Raw genomic sequence first — 17,349 nt, forward strand, 5'->3', positions numbered from 1 at the left:
CACTGTGCATGAAGCCTCCTATACATCGTGAATACCAATAATCAGAGCAGCGACTCAGAACAACAATGGAGTAGCCTTCCAATGACAAGAAAAACACAACAATGGCAGCGTTTGGCCAAATTACCGTTGGCTGTAGCAATTGCGGCCGGCGTGTCCGGTCAAGCCGCAGCCTATTCATTCTACGTGGGAGATGTCGAAGCCCAGTTCAACACCACGCTTTCCGCGGGTGTCGGTTGGCGGACGTCCGATCAGGACAAGCGCCTGATCGCCCAAGGTAACCTGGGCCCTGAGTTCGCTCCCGGTGGCGATAAAGCCAATATTGGTGCTTCCACCAACAACTACGACGACGGTAACCTGAACTTCGAGAAGGGCGACACTTACTCCAAGGTTGTGAAAGGCAACAGTGAGCTGTTCCTGAACTACGACGTCGACAGCGATACGCTGACTCGAGTTGGCGGTCTGGTTCGTGGGCGGTACTACTACGACTTCGAGCTCAAGGACGAACAGCGCGCGGTCGATCCCGTTGGCCAGCGACGCGAACTGAACGACGAAGCCAAGGACAATGCTTCCGGTGGCGAGCTTCTCGACGCCTACGTGTTTTCTGACTGGTACTTCGGTAACACGCCTGTAAGCCTGCGCTATGGTCGTCAGGTGCTTAGCTGGGGTGAAAGCACCTTTATCCAGGGTGGTATCAACGTTATCAACCCGGTCGACGTTCCCGCCTTCCGCGCCCCTGGCGCCGAATTGAAGGATGCACTGTTGCCGGTAGAAATGTTCTACGCCTCTGCAGGCGTTACTGAAAACATTACTCTGGAAACGTTCGTCCAGGCGGACTGGGAACCGGTCAAGCCGGACGATTGCGGCACCTTCTTCTCCACCAACGATTTCGCCGCTGATGGCTGCGGGCCAGTTCTTTTGGCTGGTGCGCTGCCTGACTCACAAGCACTTGCGCAGGGTTTTGTAGCGCCTCGTCTTGGCGATGAAGAAGCTGATTCCAAGGATCAGTTTGGTGTTGCCATGCGCTGGTACGTGCCAGCTCTGAATGACTCCGAATTAGGCTTCTATTACATCAAGTACAATAGCCGACTGCCCTACGTTAGCGGCCAGGTGAACAATCCCTCAAGTCCGGAGGGGAGCCAAACTAATGATCCTAGTCAGCCTTTCGCGACGTTCCCAAGTTACTTCGTTGAATACCCAGAAAACATTGACCTCTATGGTGTGAGCATCAACACAACCACGCCGGGCGGTTGGTCTTTGGGTGCTGAATACAGCTTCCGGCCGAACATGCCAATTCAGTGGAACGCCTTTGAATTATTGCTGGGCGGCATTCAGGCTCGAACCGATGCAGATGGCAACCAAACTCCTCTGAGCTTGCTGGAACGCCAGCGTCTTGAAGAGGCAGGTGGTGCGAATCTGGCCGGGACCAAAGTGGACGGTTACGATCGCTTCAAGGTCTCGCAAGCACAGTTCACTTTGATTAAATTCTTCGATCAGGTCATGGGCGCAAGCCGCCTGTCGTTGATCACCGAGTTTGGTGCTACCTACATTCATGATCTCCCGGATAATGATGAAGCTCGTTACGGGCGCTCAGGTACGTTCGGCGTTGGTCAAATACCTTTGGAGTCGCTAGGCGGCGCTGATATCTGTGCGGCTGGCGCAAATATCAATACCAATTACTGCAACAATGAAGGCTTTACCACAGACTTCTCTTGGGGGTATCGTGCACGCTTCGTTTGGGACTATCCCAACGTGTTTGCTGGTGTGAACCTGCGCCCGCAGCTCGCGTGGTCACACGACGTACAGGGCTACAGCCCACAACCTGGTGGTGCGTTCAATGAGGGCAGTAAAGCGGTGGGTCTCTCCCTGGAGGCGGTCTACCAGAATAAAATTACGGCAGACATTGGTTACACAAACTTTTTCGGCGGGAAGCCGTATAACGAATTGACTGACCGTGATTTTGCAGTGGTGAGTGTGTCCTACTCATTCTGATACCGACACCGAAAAGAATTCGTTTAACGAGGTACTTTAAATGATACTAAACAAGAAACTACTGGCCACCGGTCTCTTGGCTGCAAGCGTCTTTGCAGGCCAGGCCTACGGTGCGGTTTCTGCCGAAGAAGCGGCCAAGCTGGGCAATTCGCTGACGCCGATGGGCGCAGAGAAAGCGGGCAATGGTGGCGAAATCCCGGCCTGGGATGGCGGCTTGAGCACACCACCCGCTGGATACAAAGGCGATGGCCGCTACGTTGATCCGTTTAAGGGCGAAAAGCCGAAGTTCGTCATCGATCAAAGCAATGTGGATCAGTACGCAGAGAACCTGTCTGCTGGACAGATTGCCATGATCAAGCGTTACGACGACTACTTCATGCCGGTCTATGAGACTCACCGTACATCGACATACCCGAAAGAAATTAACGATCAGACCATCGCAAATGCAACCAAGGTTGAGTTGATTAAAGACGGCAACGGTCTCGGTAATTACACCGAAGCCACTCCGTTCCCGATCCCTCAAAACGGCCTTGAAGTGATCTGGAATCACATCACACGTTACCGTGGCGGTTCCGTTGCCCGTAACGTTGGTCAGGTAACGCCGACCGCAGGTGGCGCCTACTCCGTGGTCAAGTTCCAGGACGAGTTCACCTGGCGTACGGCGCTCAAAGATTTTGAGCCAGGCGAAGACCCCAACGTTCTGTTCTACTTCAAGCAGGCGATCACAGCGCCGGCTCGTTTGGCCGGTAACGTATTGTTGGTGCATGAGACTATCGACCAAGTTGCTGAGCCACGTCGCGCATGGCTATACAATGCGGGTCAGCGCCGTGTGCGTCGGGCGCCTCAAGTTTCGTACGACGGACCAGGTACAGCTGCCGATGGCCAGCGAACTACCGATAACTTCGACATGTATAACGGTGCGCCTGACCGCTACAATTGGGAGCTTGTGGGCAAGAAGGAAATGTACATCCCGTACAATTCTTACGAGTTGGTGGACCCAAGCCTAACCTATGATCAGATCGTCAAGGCTGGCCACATCAACCAGGATCTGACTCGTTATGAGTTGCATCGTGTTTGGCATGTGCGCGCTACCCTAAAGGATGGCGAACGCCACATCTACGCCCAGCGCGACTTCTACTTCGACGAAGATTCTTGGCAGGCATCGATTATCGATCACTACGATGGCCGTGGTGAGCTATGGCGGGTGGCTGAGGCTCACGCCATGCAGTTCTACGATCAGGACGTGCCCTGGTACGCTATCGAGGTTCTGTATGACCTGCTGTCTGGTCGCTACCTCGCGCTGGGCCTGACCAACGAGGAAGAAGATCCTTACGAGTTTGGTGCTGAGCGCCAGTCTCGGGACTACACGCCGGCGGCACTTCGTCGGGCGGGTACTCGATAAGGTTAAGATAAGAAGTGGAGAACGGCGGGCCTTGGGCCCGCCGTTTTTGTTTGTGGCATGCAAATGCAGCCATGCGAGGTTGCCGCCAAAGAGCCTGCCACCTCGGAAAACCCTTTCACGTCAAAATTTTGCAGCCCGCCCCCGAATTGGTTTAACCTTCCAGTCATACTAAAGGCGTACCCGGAGTCGGTCGCCATTCGAAGTTCAGTGCAGAGATCCATTTTCCGGTCAAAGATTGCCATTCCAGTAGGCCGGTTTTGCAGCGGGGCAGTGCGTGAAACCTTTCAATGATGGCCGTGCAGCCAACGACGAATTCCAGTCAGCTAACAGTAATCTTCAGCGGGGGGAGCTGGTTCGGGATCTGCTTAGGCAAAGGCTTCAGATCCCGCTGTTGCCGGTCGATGCAATGGCGCGCCCCGTCCTGGACCAGCAGATTGCCGAAGCGCTCATTCCCCGAGGGGTGCTGTTTGTTGAAGCGCCCTGTGGCTACGGCAAGTCGCATGCCGTGACGGCGGGCCTGCACGCCGCCGACGTTCACCCGGACAGATTTCGCTGGGTAGCACTGAGTGAGCAGGATAATTCGCCTTCCCGATTTCTGACGCTGATTGCGATTGCACTCGACTTGCCGGAGGCCTCCGAGAGTAGCCTCCAGGGTGGGGCAACGTTTTCAGATGCGCTGGCGATGATGCTTGTCACACTCGAGCGGGAGCCAGAGTCGCCTCCACGGACACTCATTCTCGATAATGTTCAAAACCTGGGTAACCCTGCCGTTGTTGCGTTGCTGCAACAGCTGATGACCGATCTTCCGGCGTGTCTGTCGATGGTGCTGCTTTCCCGGCGCTCGTTGCCATTTGAAACCCACGGTCTTGAGCTTGAAAACCGCTTCAGCCGTCTGGCCAGTGAGACTCTGGAATTCAGTCGGTCCGAAACGTTCGAGTTCTTCGGCCAGTTGCTGGCATCAAATCAGCTCACCAGTGTGGCCATCGACAATTTGTATGACATGACCGAAGGCTGGCCGACACCGCTCGCTTTGTACCGGCGGGAGCTGATCCGCCACAGTGAGCTCAAGCCAGTGCAGGAAACCAATAGCGTGGAGTGTTTCCTGAAAGAGTCGGTTCTGGGCAACCTCACCTCTGCTCAACGACGTTCTGTTCGTGTCATGGCGGAGCTGGAGCTGTGTTCTGATGAGTTCTTCCTTGCATTGGCTCCGGTGATGCCGGAAATAGGTTTTGTGCCGTCCCAGGCAATGGAACATGGTTTGCCGTTAAAGGTCATGCCCGGGCGAGGACGCTGGTACAGGATGAATCCTCTGCTGCAGGAATGGCTGAAAGCGCCGGTGATGGCCGGACACGTAGACCGCATGAGTTGTGCCAGCCATTGGTTCGAAGAGCGGGAACAGTTTCCCGAAGCTTTGAAATACGCTTTGCTGGCTGGCGATTCGGATGCGGTGGTGGCGATCGCCTCAGAGGGGTCAGAGGCTTTGCTGCTGGGGCAGGACACGGCCTCCCTGTTGCGGTTACGAAAGAGCCTGCCGAATCAGCTTCTGGAGCGCAGTGCCCGGCTCAGAATTGTTTACGGATGGGTTCATGCCATAGGCGGACAATTTCGTCAGGCCAGATCCCTGATCGATGGGCTCGAAGCGTCTGATGCTCAGGAGCATGCAGCACGCATCCGCGCGCTGAGAGCTTTTATCCTCCGGGGAGAAGGCAAAGTAGTGCCGGCTTTGGAAATGGCTGATCAGGCCCTGAGTGCAGGTGATTTGTCCACTCAGGGGCAGCTGGTTGCCCAGATGGTGAGATCAAGCGCATTGTGTGCATGTGGCCGCTTCACGGAGGCGAGGGATGCCAATCGTGCAGCAGCGCGGCTTGCTCGGGAAGCGGGCGATGCGGGCTCGGAGGCACTGGCGGTATACGCTCATGCCAGAATTGAGCTGGGTAAGGGCTCATTGAAACATGCGGAGCAGTTACTGCGTACCGGGCTGGATACCGCGATGCATGAACTGGCAAGGCCGGCCAAGATCGGTGAAACCCGTCTGCAGTTGAATCTGGTGCTGGTGTTGTGGCACCAGGGCCGAGGTACAGAGGCTGACCGTCTGCTGGTCACCTGTGGCCGGCATGCTGAGCGTACCCGCGACCTTGGGTTACTGTTGGCAATGGCTGTTCGTGTTCTGATGTGTCGAGCGGCAGGCAGGTTGGATGATGCGTTCGTCTGGATCGGCCGTGCCGAACGCACCATGCACGCCTGGCAGGTGGATGAAACCCTGTTTGTTCCAGTGCTGGAAGCACTCAAGGCCAGTTGCTGGTTGGCCCAGAATCAGGTGGATAGTGCCGCTCAGGCGGTCGCCAAGCTGGAGCCTTATCGTCAGGCGGGCTGTGTGCCGGAGCTGTTCCCGATGATGCCTGGGTTATTGGATTGTATGGACGTCCGGGTGGCTCTGGCGCGCGGCGACAGTGTGCGCGCCCGCGAAACCCTGACGGGCATTCGGGAGCGTTATGAGGCGGTGATTCCGTGGGGTGTGGAATTGCACATTCGTTTGCTGGAAGCAGTGCTCGCGCAGGAAGAGAAGGGGCTGAGTGCAGCGCAAAAGATCCTGGCTTCGGTGGTCGCCGAGGCATCGCGGGAGCACTTCATCAGTCCATTTGCGGAGCTCCAGAATGAACTTCGGGATCTAATGACGAAAGGGTTCGCCCAGATCGCGAATGGGCCGTTCAAGGATTCCTTGGGTCGCTTGTACCGCATTCAGCCTGAAACTGAGGCCGCTGAGGCATTGGCGGAGCCGATCAGTGATCGGGAGCAAGGTGTTCTGGAGTTGATAGCGAAAGGTCTGTCGAACCAGGAAATTGCTGACAAGCTTCATATCTCTCTGCACACAGTCAAAACCCACGCACGCCGAATTAACGCCAAGCTGGCCGTGAGGTCGCGTACTCAGGCTATTGTCCGGGCTCGGGAACTGGGGCTGCTCTAACTCTGCCTAGCGGGCTTTCAAGGCTTCGATACGTGCATCTTTGTCGGCCCAGAGCTCGCTGATCCACTGCTGAAAATCCTTGCGCATTTCGCGGTCGTTCTCGTAATCCATGCCCAGAAAGCGAGGCGGGATTTCCCGGGTACGAACGTCGATAACAATGCGACGGATGCGTCCGCACAGATAGTCCCAGAAGCCTGCTTTGCCATCCGGATAGACGATCGTTACATCCAGCATGGTATGTATCATTTCGCCCATAGCCTGCAGGACGAACGCGGTGCCCCCTGCACGTGGTTTCAGCAGATGCTTGTACGGTGAGTTCTGGTTCTGGTGCTTTGCAGGGGTAAATCGAGTACCTTCCATGAAATTGAACACCGTTACCGGCGTGTAGCGGAACTTTTCACACGCGGCTTGCGTTGCTGCTACGTCCTTGCCTTTAAGTTCTGGCCGTTTGGCAATCTGCTCCTTGGTATGGCGATGCATGAACGGAAAATCCAGCGCCCACCAGGCAATACCCAGAAACGGCACCCAGATCAGTTCCTTCTTGAGAAAAAACTTCAATAACGGGATGCGGCTGTTCAATACGTACTGGATGGCTGGGATGTCGGCCCAGCTCTGATGGTTGCAGGTGACAAAATACCAGTGTTCAGGGCTGAGCTTGTCCACTCCCCGCACGTCCCATTCAACCTGATGCAGTGTGGCCATCAGCCGATTGTTAAATCCGATCCAGAGCCAGGCAATCCGGTTCAGCACAACCGTGCAGGCCTTTCTGACCGGTGCAACGGGTAAAGCCAGCTTGCTGATCGCGAATAGCAGCAGAGCTGGAAAGAGCACCAAGGTATTGCACAGGATGAGAAGCGCCGCCAGGGTCCCTTTCAGCGGAGCGGGTAAAAAGTGAAGCATTTGAGGATGTCTCTGGCGTCAGGTTTGTCGGTCGTGAGCTCAGCTGTCACTCGGCTCCGTGGCAGCGGTTTTCTGGTTGGGTAGGAGTGCAGTTTCCGGCGTCGACGTGGCCAGCTGCTGCAACTGGTCTGGAGTCACGTTGCGGACTACCTCCCGAAAATCATCATCGTAGTAGGACAGGTTGTTGTACTGGATCATCGCCCGGATTTCGTCCACGTAGTCCTGGCCACGTTCGGAGTAGCCGAGTAACCCACCAGCCAATTCAGGCCCAGAGAGGGGATCGTTGCCTCGACGGTCCTGAAGCCGAATATCCCGGAGCTCCTGATACGTTGGATGCCGGTTTAGGTTCTGGATGTAGGCCCGTACCGACCGGAACGGCGAGGAAAACTTGGCAACCTCGTGGTTGGCGCCTTCCACTCGGCTCCTGGGAACCAAGCCACAACCTTTTGAAAAGCACCATTGGCCGAACAGGTTGTAGCCCTTGGTGGCAAAGCGGGACGTGCCCCAGGCAGACTCGTTGGCGGCCTGGGCCAGAATCAGGGAGGGTGGAATCACGTCCAGACGCTTGCGAAGCAGGGCAAACTGTTCCTTGCTGCCTGGCTCGGCGTCGATTCGCAGTCGCTTCGCGTGACTATTCAGCCACTGCAACTCGTCTTCAGACAGTTCGGGTTTCTGAGCCAGGCTCTGCAGGTAATCCCGTTCAATCAAAATGCGGGAATTGGCCAGCACAATGCGCGGGTAAAGGAACGAGAAAAAGGCGGCTTTTTTCTCCGTGGTGTCGCTGTAGCGGGTGAAGTCGGGCAGGCCCTGATGCGCCCATTTCGGCAGTGCGGGCAGGGAGGTCAGCGAGAGTTCCGAGCCTGAACGCCCGTCGTCCATGGTGGAAGGTGGCACATAGAAACCACCGCCCACGGCGAATGCAATTAGGGGAAGAATGAGCAACAGACCACGTTTGGCGGCAGACATAAAACCTCTCGTCACGAACGATATGCCAACGATTATAACAGGTTATACGCTGCCGTCTGCCAGTCGGGTCAGCGCCTGCCGGATCAAGGCTGTTTAACTCATGAGGGCTCTGGAATTCGGGTTGCCAGCACCAGACCTATCTGTTCTTCACCCGCCTGAGTAGCCCTGAGGCGCAGGTAGAACTGAGTCTGGTCGTTGGTGAAGAAGCCATCCAGGTGCAGATTGGCGCCGGTGCCAGAGGTGTTGAACAGGACCCGGCCATCGTTCAGATCGGAGTAGGTCAGGGCAATGTCTGCGGACTCCTGGAACTCGGGCGCAGAGACTGTTTCACCGCTCACCGAGTGGGAAACGTTTAACGTCCGAGGTGTCAGGGTAGCCGTGCTGCCTGAGGTAATGGTGAGGATTGAATTGTCGAAGTGCGCCAGGGTGTTGCTGTCATTCTCGAGCCCAAGGCGAACACCTTGCAGTCTGAAACGGCCGCTGTCCGGGGCGGGCGAACCGGTTTGGGCGGCTGCGATGAGCAGGCCGTCTCCTCCGGGACTGTCGTTCAGGTTGAACGCCATCATATCCCCCTCAGGATTGCTGGCACCGACACCAATATCCGGCTGTTCAAAAGATCCCGAGGCATCGTCTTGGTCCAGATTCAGTCGGCCGATGTTTTTGTCACCATCATTGAGCCGGGAGGTGCGGGAGCTAATGGTCCAGGGCGTGAGCAGAGTATCAACGCTTGAGGACACAGTGCCGCCGGACCCTCTTTGGATCTGCTGGATCGTTTGGTTTTGGATGATGGTTGCGGTCGCCCGGCCATCCCCCGCTGCACCGTCCACCGAAACGTTCCAGGTACCGAGACCGGATTCAAAGGCGACCGGCACAGTGTCCTCGCCGAATTGCAGAGCAAGGTACACGACGTTGAACTCCCTGCCATTGAGTGTGTCCAGGTTGAAATCTGGTTCCCGTAACAGATCAATCTCCAGTATCGACAGGTAGTGATCTTCATCAGTCTCTTTGCGTTTTAGTTCGTCTCCGGCTTCTTCGAGTTCAATGGCTTTACCGGCGCTGAAGTAGCCGCTGACGACCCGGTCCGGGCCGACAGTCTCGGACACCGAGGCAGAAGTGTAAGCGTCGAGGTAATAGGGGTTGCGGGTCCAGCCAAGTGTGGTGGAAGTGCCTCGCCCGGTGATGCTCTGGTAAAGCGCTCGACCTGCCAGCAGCCGGGAATCGTCGAGTAGCGTGGCGGCACCCGGGGATGAAGCGTGAGTATTGAGTGGCCAGTGATCTGAGCCGCGCAGGAAGAAGTTGTTGCCAGCCTGATGAATAAGCGCTTCACGCTCGTAGGGGATGTCGCTGGCGAGCGATGTCACCTTGATGTTGAAGGCATCGAAACTGGTCAGCGTTAGTGCCGGATAGACGTAGCCGACGCCGTTGGAGTCCTCTAGCCGTTCCTCTTTGGCAAGGCGCACACCCCATTGCCCTGAGTTTGTCAGTGAGCTTTCGAGGGACGTCTGGCCCAACTCAACGCCAAAAAAAATCGCATTGTAATCTGCCGAGCTGGCGCTGATTTTTCCAGAGGAGGTCTCATCCAGTAAGGCATAGTCCGCCATGGCCGCGACATATCTGGAAAAATCACCACGATCAGAGAGTGTCGCAAGAGCAAGTTCCAGGTCTGCGTCGGAAGAGATATCGATTTCAAAATCGTGAACCTGGTCGGCGAGGGTCGACCACACATATTTATTCAGGCAAAGCTGACCGCCGGCGTCTGCGACACAGTCCAGACTGCCTTGCAGCTGGCTTTCACTGTATTCGGCGAGGGTGTTGCGAACCAGGTACTCGGAGAAAGGATTGATCTTCACGTCGCGGTCGGCGTCGGCTGCCAAGGCCCGCATCACGGTGTTGTTGTAACTGGCCTCAATGATGACATCGGGGCCCAGGGGCTGGCCCTCTTCAAAACCAATAACGGTAAAACCATTGTCATCGGTGCGCATGGTCACCGGAACTGCCCCCAGGTTCTGGAGTGACGTATTGGTGGTGTACACTTGCACCCGATCAGGCTGAACAATTCTTAAATTGCGCCTGGTGAGTTCAGCATCCGGTGCCACACCACCGGGGACCTCCAGGGTGACCCGGACTTCATTGCCGGCCAGGCCACTGCTGTTGCTGGAATCGCCGGTGCTGGCGGAGCTGAAATCGTTGACAGGATTTTGGCCGCCGGCAAAATCATTGGGGTTGCCCCTTACATCACGGATGGCATCGTCGCCACCGCCGCAGCCCATAAGAGCGGTAAATGCAGCGTAAAAAGCGAGCCCCGATTTCAGTCGCATACCTGACTATCCCCACCGAAAATTCAGGCGTTCAGTCTATCAGCGGCGGAGCCGACAAAGCGTGAGGGATGGCACGAAAAAAGGCGCCCAAATGGGCGCCTTTTCTATATTCGTGATCCTGATGCAGGGTCAGATCAGAAGAAGATCTTCATGCCTGCCATAACGCCTTCATCCAGATTGACGTCGCCACGGAAGGGGCTATCAAGATCGGTGTTGAGGTAGCGATAACCGGCAAATACCTCGGCGTTGCGGATTACCCGATAGCTGCCCCGCAGCTCCAGGCTGGTCAGGTCATCGGAATCACCAAAAGCCAGGATGCTCGGCGCGTAGTGCAGACCGCCAGTGAAGGACAGGCCTGGCACCTTGGGGATGTTCAGAGTTGCAAAGCCACCCAGTGCAACGGCGCCGCCGTCGAGCTCATCGGCATCCCAGCCGAAACCGCGCATACCAATACCGGCCGTGGTAGGCAGATTGCCGATTGCGGTGCGGCCCTGAGCATGAAAGTCCAGGTTCAGAATGTCCAAGCCGCCTTCACGGTAGGTGTAGCCTGTGCCTAGTTGCAGTTCGTCATTGCTACCCAGGAAGTTCACCTGACCTTTGACCGAGTCATTCGTGAGACTCAGATCGACATCGCCGGCGAATGCCGGTGCTGCAGCCAAGGATAGAACCATCAGGGAAATACGGGACGCTTTCATGCATGCACCTTTCGTAAGTGATTAAAAAAGTTGGGGTATGGTAACGGGCCGACCTTGGGCACTCAACTTAAAAGGTGGTAAGCCACGTTTAATCTGGTGCTTGATCGACTATTCAGTGACGGGTTTCTTCGCCGCCCTGGTCGAGATCGTCCGGCGAGACGTTCTCGGCGGGAACCCGGTATTCTTCATTGGCCCAGGCGCCGAGGTCGATGAGCTTGCAGCGCTCGGAGCAGAACGGGCGGAACGGGTTGGATTCGGTCCATTCCACGGTTTTTTTGCAGGTGGGGCATTCAACGTTCATGGTTGCCTTTGACGCTCGTATAACTGTATCTGTAGCCCGCAATCTGCTCAGGAGACTGCGGACGCCTTACAGTATTGTTCCAGTACTGCCCTCAACATTTCAATATTGACAGGTTTGGCTACGAACGAATCCATACCGGCACGCCGGCATTTCTCCTCGTCTTCTTCCATGGCACTGGCAGTGAGTGCCACGACCGGAACCCGGTCACGATGGTTGGTGAATTCCCATTGCCGCAACCGGCGGGTCGCCTCGAACCCGTCAACCTTCGGCATTACACAATCCATGAACACGAGGTCGAACGGATTGATCTGCCAGAGGCTGGCAGCCGCTTCGCCATCGTTGGCGGTCATCACATCACAGCCAAGTTTTTCCAGCAGCCTGCGTGTGAGCGTGCGGTTTACCGGATTATCTTCAACCAGCAGCACTTTCATGCGCCCGCCAGGCAGTTCCCGTCGACGGGACGAATCGCTGACGGCCTGCAGGGAGAACCGTGTCAGGAATCGCCGCTCCTGAGCTGCCGCGTCCGAAAACAGCTGGTTCAGGATAGGCATCAGGCAAGACTCACGCAGCGATTTGCTCAAGAACGCATCGGCGCCGGCTTGCCGGAAGTGTTCGGCATCGCCGCGTTGGGGGTTGGACGATAACACCAGTAAGCGCATGTTGGACCAGAGCGGGTTGCCGCGCATCTGGCGGCACAGGAGATCGCTGTCCATGTCCGGAACAAAGCCATCCAGAATGATCGCATCGAAGGGTTGCTGGCTGTCGAAAGCCTGGCGAAGGGACGTCAGAGCCTCACCGGCGGATTTCACTGCCTCAATGTGGACGTCATGGCGGGCGAGCATTTCCAGGGTGATCTTGCGGGATAACTCGTAAGAATCTACCACCAGAATACGCCGGTTTTTCACCATCCGGTCATCAGGCCGCACCCGGGCCGAGCTTTCCGGTGCCACGGGGAGCTTGAGTTCAATCCAGAACGTGGAGCCCTCGCCCGGGCGACTCTCCAGATCCAGCGAACCCTCCATCAGGTTGACCAGTTGCCGGCAAATGGTGAGGCCCAGGCCTGCGCCGGAAAGCTGGCGCTGGAAGTGTTGCTTAAGCTGAACGTAGGGTTCACACACAAGAGGAATATCTTCCGGGTTGATACCAACCCCGGTGTCTTCCACGGCGAGGCGGAGCCGGAGTTGACCATCGCGTCGGCTAAGCACCTCAATACTGATGAGCACGTGGCCTGAATCGGTGAATTTGATGGCATTGGAGGTGAGGTTGAGGAGGATCTGGCGAATTCGTACCGGGTCGCCCTTCAAAACCCAGGGCAGGTTCTCATCGATACGCAGCTCGAGAGCCAGGCCTTTTTCGCGCGCCCTGGGCCCAAGCATGTGCACCAGATCGTTCAGGGTTTCCCGCAGATCGAACGGGATGTCCTCAAGTACCAGTTTGCCGGCTTCCATGCTGGAGATGTCGAGTAGGTCGTTGATGATTGCAGACAGGCCTTCGGATGCGTTGAGCAAGGTGGCAACGTACTCGCTCTGTTCCTGGTCCAACGGCGTATCCGAGAGTAGGTTGGCATAGCCGAGCACGGATTGAAGAGGAATGCGAAGTTCATGGCTGACGTTAGCGAGAAACTGGTTTTTGGCCTGATTTGCCCGAACGGCTTGATCCCGTTCGCCCTGGGACTGAATCGTGCTCTGTCGCAGGGATTGAGTGTCTTCGAGGATCTGGAGCCGCATTTTGTTCAGCGCCTGCTCCAATTCGGTCAGTTCATCCGGTGTTTTGGGCGTGGACCGTTTGAGCTTGAGTGGCTCTACCAGGGCGTCCAAGTTGAGTTTGGCGGCGTAGTCAGCCATGGCCTCGAGGTGTCGGGACAGGGTCAGGCGGACAATGATCAACAACCCGAAGGTGCCCAGCATCACCACAATGGATTGAAACAGCAGGTTAAGCAGCGCCCGATCCCTGAGGTCGTCGTAGATGCGCTCAACCGATGACGTAAGCGTGAGTGTGCCGACATCCTGAGGGCTGCGGAAAGTGGATCGATCGAAAACCAAAGGGAAGGTGTTGGAGATTACCCGGCCTTCGGGAAAGGTGCCGGTGGTGAACTGGTCACCGGTCGAAGTAACTACCCGTGCGTGCTGGATAGCATTGACGGCTTTCATGTCATCGAGGCTGTTGGCAACCTCGCTGTAATTCATCAACCAGATGTTGTTACTCATGCTACCGGACACCAATTCGGCAGCGCGGGTCTGGGTGCTTTCCAGCTCTTCTTTCAGGCGCTCAATCTCACCGATCGTTTGGATACCAGTGGCAACAAGTGAAAGCACCAGGCTGAACAGCAGCACATACGCAAGCAATCGGGCCGCGAGTGGCCGGATTCCCAAACGCTTTAACAACCGGTTTGAAGGCAATGCACGGGTTCCCTGTGTCGACTACTCATTAATCAGTTCGAGTTTAACAGACCGTTAGCACTTCAACACGTTCCTGTGAATCAAGGTTCACGAAGCGGAAGCGAACGTTCAGATCATAGAGATGGGCGCCGTAAATCCGTTCCTCCTCCCGGCCGCGTCGGAACGAGGGCCGCGGGTCGTAACTGACCACATCCTCGATCAGGTTCCGCAAATCAGGGTAGGCCTCCTGCGGAAGTGCCTTAAGCTGCTTTTCGGCTTCTGGCAGAAAAGACACTGCTAGCCGTTCAGTTGGCGGGCTGTCGGCCCAGCCCAGTGAAGCCTCGGGCACGGCGTCTGCAAATGGCAGGTAAGGCTTGATGTCGAGAATAGGGGTGCCATCAATCAGGTCGTGGTCACTGATGTGCAGGATCAGCCGACTGTCTTTGCGGCTGAGGCCGCGGTTTCTGACCACAGAGAGACCCAGACTGTTGGGCCTAAAGGGCGATCGGCTGGCAAAAACACCCACTTTACGGTTACCGCCAAGGCGAGGCGGCCGGACCACCGGGCGCCAATCGGCACGAACCGCTTCGTGGAACTGAAAGGTCAGCCAGAGATGGGTCGCCGATTCCAAACCCCGGAACGCATCTTCGCGATCGTAAGGCGGTTCGATGATAAGTTCCGCGTGGGCGAAGCGGGTCAGTCCCGGTTGCCGGGGCACGCCAAACTTGTCGCGAAAACACGATCGGGTGAGAGCGATTGGTGAGAGTGTCAGGGCGTCCTGCGCGGGTCGGGACGGGTGTCTTGGCATAGTTAATCCAGGTAAGGGCGTTCAAGGCTGCCGGAAAAATACAATTCTATCCTGAAAAGCACCGACGCCCGGTCCTTGAAGCTGTCGTCCCGTGGAAACTCCAGAGCCGGAATCAGTTCGGTGTACACCCAGTCACTGTGCAAGCGGTACCGCCAGGTCAAGTCCGCAAAGGCTGAGGTAGTGCGCCAGGAAGGCTGGCTTTCTCCCAGGACCCCCAGTCGAGGCGTCAGGGTTGAGCGGTTATTTAGCCTTTTATCAACGCTGAAAATCTGGGCCGCCACGAACTTCCGATCCCTGTGCACCCACTCCAGTTCTGACGAAGACTGAAAATACCAGCCATTCCCGACCGAGCGGCCAAAGCCAACCCAGGTGCGTTCGCCCCAGCCATCACTGTGGTAGTAATAGAAGCGTTGCTGAACACTCATCAGCCAGTCATCGTCCAGGCGCCACTTCTTTCGGGCGGTGGCTCGCCAGAATGCATCGGGCGGAAATCTCAGGCGCGCACCCACGTCGTTAGACAAGTTGATGGCGTCACCAATCTGGGTCAAGTAACGCAGAGCACCGGTGGTGTCCGTGTCGGTCCGATCGGTTTCCGTCAGCTGTCTGTCACGTTGCCGTTCCTCCAGTGGGATCAGCTCTTCGCTTTCACTCTCAATGACCAGGCGTAGTTTGCGACGGGTAGTGGGAACATCGAGACGGAATCGGGCCTCCGGCTCGAACTGGAATGGATCGCCGTATTCGGATTCGGTGGCAAAACCCACTCGAAGGTAGCTGGCGTTGTTGGGAAGGTTGTACTGGCTGCCAGAAAAGGTGCGATCTGCCCACTGGCCCAGTCTTTCGACGCGGGGGTTTTGCGTTCGCCCCTGGAGCAGTACCCAGTTGCTGAAGTTGAACCAGTAGGAATCCCTTGGCTCGTCCCAATACTCCTCGGGCGAGAAAGTATAGAAGGATTCAGGTAAGGTGCCGGGCGCCAGAACATCGGGCACCGGCCGTTCCTGAATCTGGAATACAGGTTCAGCTGCCCGAGTGGGTGCATGGGACAAGAAAAAGCATGCGGCGGTGATGCCTGTCAGCAGGGAACGAGAGTAGCGGTCAGGCAAAGTCCACCAACATCTTATTATGCAATTCATGAACCTGACGCTCCACGTCAGCGGGCGGACGGTTGTTATCAATTATAGCGTCAGCCTTCGCGCGGCGCTGATCTCTTGGCATCTGTGCTGCAATAATTCGCTCGACCTGTTCCCGTGAATTGGCATCCCGTGCCACGGTGCGCTCGATCTGAATATCCACCGGCACATCCACCACCAAGGCGTAATCCACGAGTTTGTGTTGATCGGTTTCAAACAACAGGGGAGTGACCAAAAGCACGTAGGGCAGTGAGTAGTTGTCCGGCTTCAACTGGCGAATCAGCTCTTCCCGGATAATGGGATGCAGCAGGGCTTCCAGCCATTCTCGTTCCTCAGGCGTTTCAAATACAATGGCCCGGAGCTTTGCGCGGTCAAGGGCGCCGGCGGCATCCAGAATATCCGCACCAAAATGTTCGGCAATGGCTTTGAGTGCGGCTGTGCCTGGCTCAACCACTTCGCGGGCAACATCGTCCGCGTCGACCCAGTGGACGCCCAGGTCCCCGAACATGCGCACAACGGTTGATTTGCCGGAGCCGATTCCGCCGGTAAGGCCTACAATTGCCATCAGTTACACACCCAGAAAGCCAAACCAGAAACGCTGAATTTCGGTTCCAAACCAAAGGCACAGCAGGCCCGCGGCCGCCAGGTAGGGCCCGAAAGGAATTGGCACCTCGCGGCCATGCTTTTTGAACACCATCAGGCTGATACCTACGACTGCACCAACCACCGACGACAGTAGAATCACAGCTGGCAGCAGCTGCCAACCCAGCCAAGCGCCTAGTGCGGCCAGTAGCTTGAAGTCACCATGACCCATACCTTCCTTGCCAGTGACCAGTTTGAATAGCCAGTACACTGACCAAAGGGACAAATAGCCCCAAACGGCGCCCCAGAAAGCGCTGGTGAAGTCGGTCAGCACGCCAAAGTAATTCAGGACGAGGCCGAGCCAGAGCAGGGGCAGTGTAATACTGTCTGGCAGCAACTGAGTGTCGAAATCAATCACCGTCAAGGCTACCAAGGACCATACCAGCAACAACGACCAAAGCGTGGCTTCGGTAGGGCCGAGCAGTGCGATGGTGGCAATGGAGAGTAGGGTAGTGATCGCTTCAATAATCGGGTAGCGCGGCGAAATGCCCGTCTTGCAGGAGGCGCACTTGCCTCCAAGAACCAGGTAACTGACCACCGGAATATTCTCCCAGGCCCGAATAGAGTGGCCACAGGAAGGGCAGGTCGATGCCGGTTTGGACAGGGTGATCCGCTCTTCCGGTTTTCTCTGGTTTTCAGGCAGTTCCAGGAATTCTTCGCATTGGCAGCGCCAGTCCTGATGCATCATCTTGGGCAGGCGGAGGATGACGACGTTCAGAAAGCTTCCTATGCAGAGGGATAGCAGGGTGACAGACGGGAATAATAACCAGGGCGTCGCCAGAAGTGTGTCTAGTGTGAGCATTGGGCGTCCATTAAAACGAGAAAGGCCGGGATACGGTGAGTAACCCGGCCAGGGTA

The 17,349-nt window shown here is 56.5% G+C and carries 13 protein-coding genes; 3 read left to right on the forward strand and 10 right to left on the reverse strand.

Going from position 1 to position 17,349, the window contains the following annotated elements:
* Positions 1-81: 81 nt before the first annotated feature.
* From FGO67_RS08090 to FGO67_RS17270, 3 genes are all read left to right on the forward strand, one after another.
* The gene (locus FGO67_RS08090) at positions 82-1,989 is read left to right on the forward strand and encodes a DUF1302 domain-containing protein (protein ID WP_203300231.1); all 1,908 of its coding nucleotides are present in this window, start codon (positions 82-84) and stop codon (positions 1,987-1,989) included.
* Between the two features lie 40 nt (positions 1,990-2,029).
* Positions 2,030-3,391: a DUF1329 domain-containing protein gene (locus FGO67_RS08095; RefSeq protein ID WP_203300232.1), complete on the forward strand. Its 1,362-nt coding sequence runs from the start codon at positions 2,030-2,032 to the stop codon at positions 3,389-3,391.
* 274 nt (positions 3,392-3,665) lie between these two features.
* On the forward strand, positions 3,666-6,356 hold the full coding sequence (locus FGO67_RS17270) for a LuxR C-terminal-related transcriptional regulator (protein WP_203300233.1): 2,691 nt from the start codon (positions 3,666-3,668) through the stop codon (positions 6,354-6,356).
* A 6-nt stretch (positions 6,357-6,362) separates the two neighbouring features.
* On the opposite strand, the gene FGO67_RS08105 is transcribed toward FGO67_RS17270, so the two are convergent.
* The 10 genes from FGO67_RS08105 to FGO67_RS08150 all read right to left on the reverse strand — a co-directional run bounded on the left by FGO67_RS08105 (position 6,363) and on the right by FGO67_RS08150 (position 17,293).
* Positions 6,363-7,256: an acyltransferase gene (locus FGO67_RS08105; protein ID WP_203300234.1), complete on the reverse strand. Its 894-nt coding sequence runs from the start codon at positions 7,254-7,256 to the stop codon at positions 6,363-6,365.
* Positions 7,257-7,295: 39 nt separating this feature from the next.
* Entirely contained in the window at positions 7,296-8,222 is a 927-nt protein-coding gene (locus FGO67_RS08110; RefSeq protein ID WP_203300235.1) for a glucosaminidase domain-containing protein, read from the reverse strand.
* Positions 8,223-8,320: 98 nt separating this feature from the next.
* Positions 8,321-10,540: a hypothetical protein gene (locus FGO67_RS08115; protein WP_203300236.1), complete on the reverse strand. Its 2,220-nt coding sequence runs from the start codon at positions 10,538-10,540 to the stop codon at positions 8,321-8,323.
* 134 nt (positions 10,541-10,674) lie between these two features.
* Positions 10,675-11,235, reverse strand: coding sequence for a YfaZ family outer membrane protein (locus FGO67_RS08120; protein ID WP_203300237.1), 561 nt, complete (start codon positions 11,233-11,235; stop codon positions 10,675-10,677).
* Positions 11,236-11,347: 112 nt separating this feature from the next.
* On the reverse strand, positions 11,348-11,536 hold the full coding sequence (gene yacG, locus FGO67_RS08125) for a DNA gyrase inhibitor YacG (protein ID WP_041341109.1): 189 nt from the start codon (positions 11,534-11,536) through the stop codon (positions 11,348-11,350).
* Between the two features lie 47 nt (positions 11,537-11,583).
* Positions 11,584-13,935 (reverse strand): response regulator, encoded by a 2,352-nt coding sequence (locus FGO67_RS08130; protein WP_203300238.1) that lies wholly within the window; start codon positions 13,933-13,935, stop codon positions 11,584-11,586.
* Positions 13,936-13,978: 43 nt separating this feature from the next.
* A complete protein-coding gene (gene tsaA, locus FGO67_RS08135) occupies positions 13,979-14,722 on the reverse strand; it encodes a tRNA (N6-threonylcarbamoyladenosine(37)-N6)-methyltransferase TrmO (RefSeq protein ID WP_203300239.1) in 744 nt (247 codons plus the stop codon).
* A gap of 2 nt (positions 14,723-14,724) precedes the next feature.
* Positions 14,725-15,822 (reverse strand): hypothetical protein, encoded by a 1,098-nt coding sequence (locus FGO67_RS08140; protein ID WP_238942307.1) that lies wholly within the window; start codon positions 15,820-15,822, stop codon positions 14,725-14,727.
* A complete protein-coding gene (coaE, locus tag FGO67_RS08145; protein ID WP_203300240.1) occupies positions 15,815-16,414 on the reverse strand; it encodes a dephospho-CoA kinase in 600 nt (199 codons plus the stop codon). Before coaE ends, FGO67_RS08140 begins: the two co-directional genes overlap by 8 nt.
* Positions 16,415-16,417: 3 nt before the next feature.
* Positions 16,418-17,293, reverse strand: a complete 876-nt coding sequence (locus FGO67_RS08150; protein ID WP_203300241.1) for a prepilin peptidase — start codon at positions 17,291-17,293, stop codon at positions 16,418-16,420.
* Positions 17,294-17,349 lie beyond the last annotated feature (56 nt).

This window comes from Marinobacter sediminum (genome assembly GCF_016820575.1).
Taxonomy (GTDB): domain Bacteria; phylum Pseudomonadota; class Gammaproteobacteria; order Pseudomonadales; family Oleiphilaceae; genus Marinobacter; species Marinobacter sediminum.

Bases quoted from the DNA above. Each gene is read 5' to 3' on its own strand.
- FGO67_RS08090 (WP_203300231.1), top strand. From the start codon at position 82: ATGACAAGAAAAACACAACAATGGCAGCGTTTGGCCAAATTACCGTTG.
- FGO67_RS08095 (WP_203300232.1), top strand. From the start codon at position 2,030: ATGATACTAAACAAGAAACTACTGGCCACCGGTCTCTTGGCTGCAAGC.
- FGO67_RS08105 (WP_203300234.1), bottom strand. From the start codon at position 7,256: ATGCTTCACTTTTTACCCGCTCCGCTGAAAGGGACCCTGGCGGCGCTT.
- FGO67_RS08110 (WP_203300235.1), bottom strand. From the start codon at position 8,222: ATGTCTGCCGCCAAACGTGGTCTGTTGCTCATTCTTCCCCTAATTGCA.
- FGO67_RS08115 (WP_203300236.1), bottom strand. From the start codon at position 10,540: ATGCGACTGAAATCGGGGCTCGCTTTTTACGCTGCATTTACCGCTCTT.
- FGO67_RS08120 (WP_203300237.1), bottom strand. From the start codon at position 11,235: ATGAAAGCGTCCCGTATTTCCCTGATGGTTCTATCCTTGGCTGCAGCA.
- yacG (WP_041341109.1), bottom strand. From the start codon at position 11,536: ATGAACGTTGAATGCCCCACCTGCAAAAAAACCGTGGAATGGACCGAA.
- tsaA (WP_203300239.1), bottom strand. From the start codon at position 14,722: ATGCCAAGACACCCGTCCCGACCCGCGCAGGACGCCCTGACACTCTCA.
- coaE (WP_203300240.1), bottom strand. From the start codon at position 16,414: ATGGCAATTGTAGGCCTTACCGGCGGAATCGGCTCCGGCAAATCAACC.
- FGO67_RS08150 (WP_203300241.1), bottom strand. From the start codon at position 17,293: ATGCTCACACTAGACACACTTCTGGCGACGCCCTGGTTATTATTCCCG.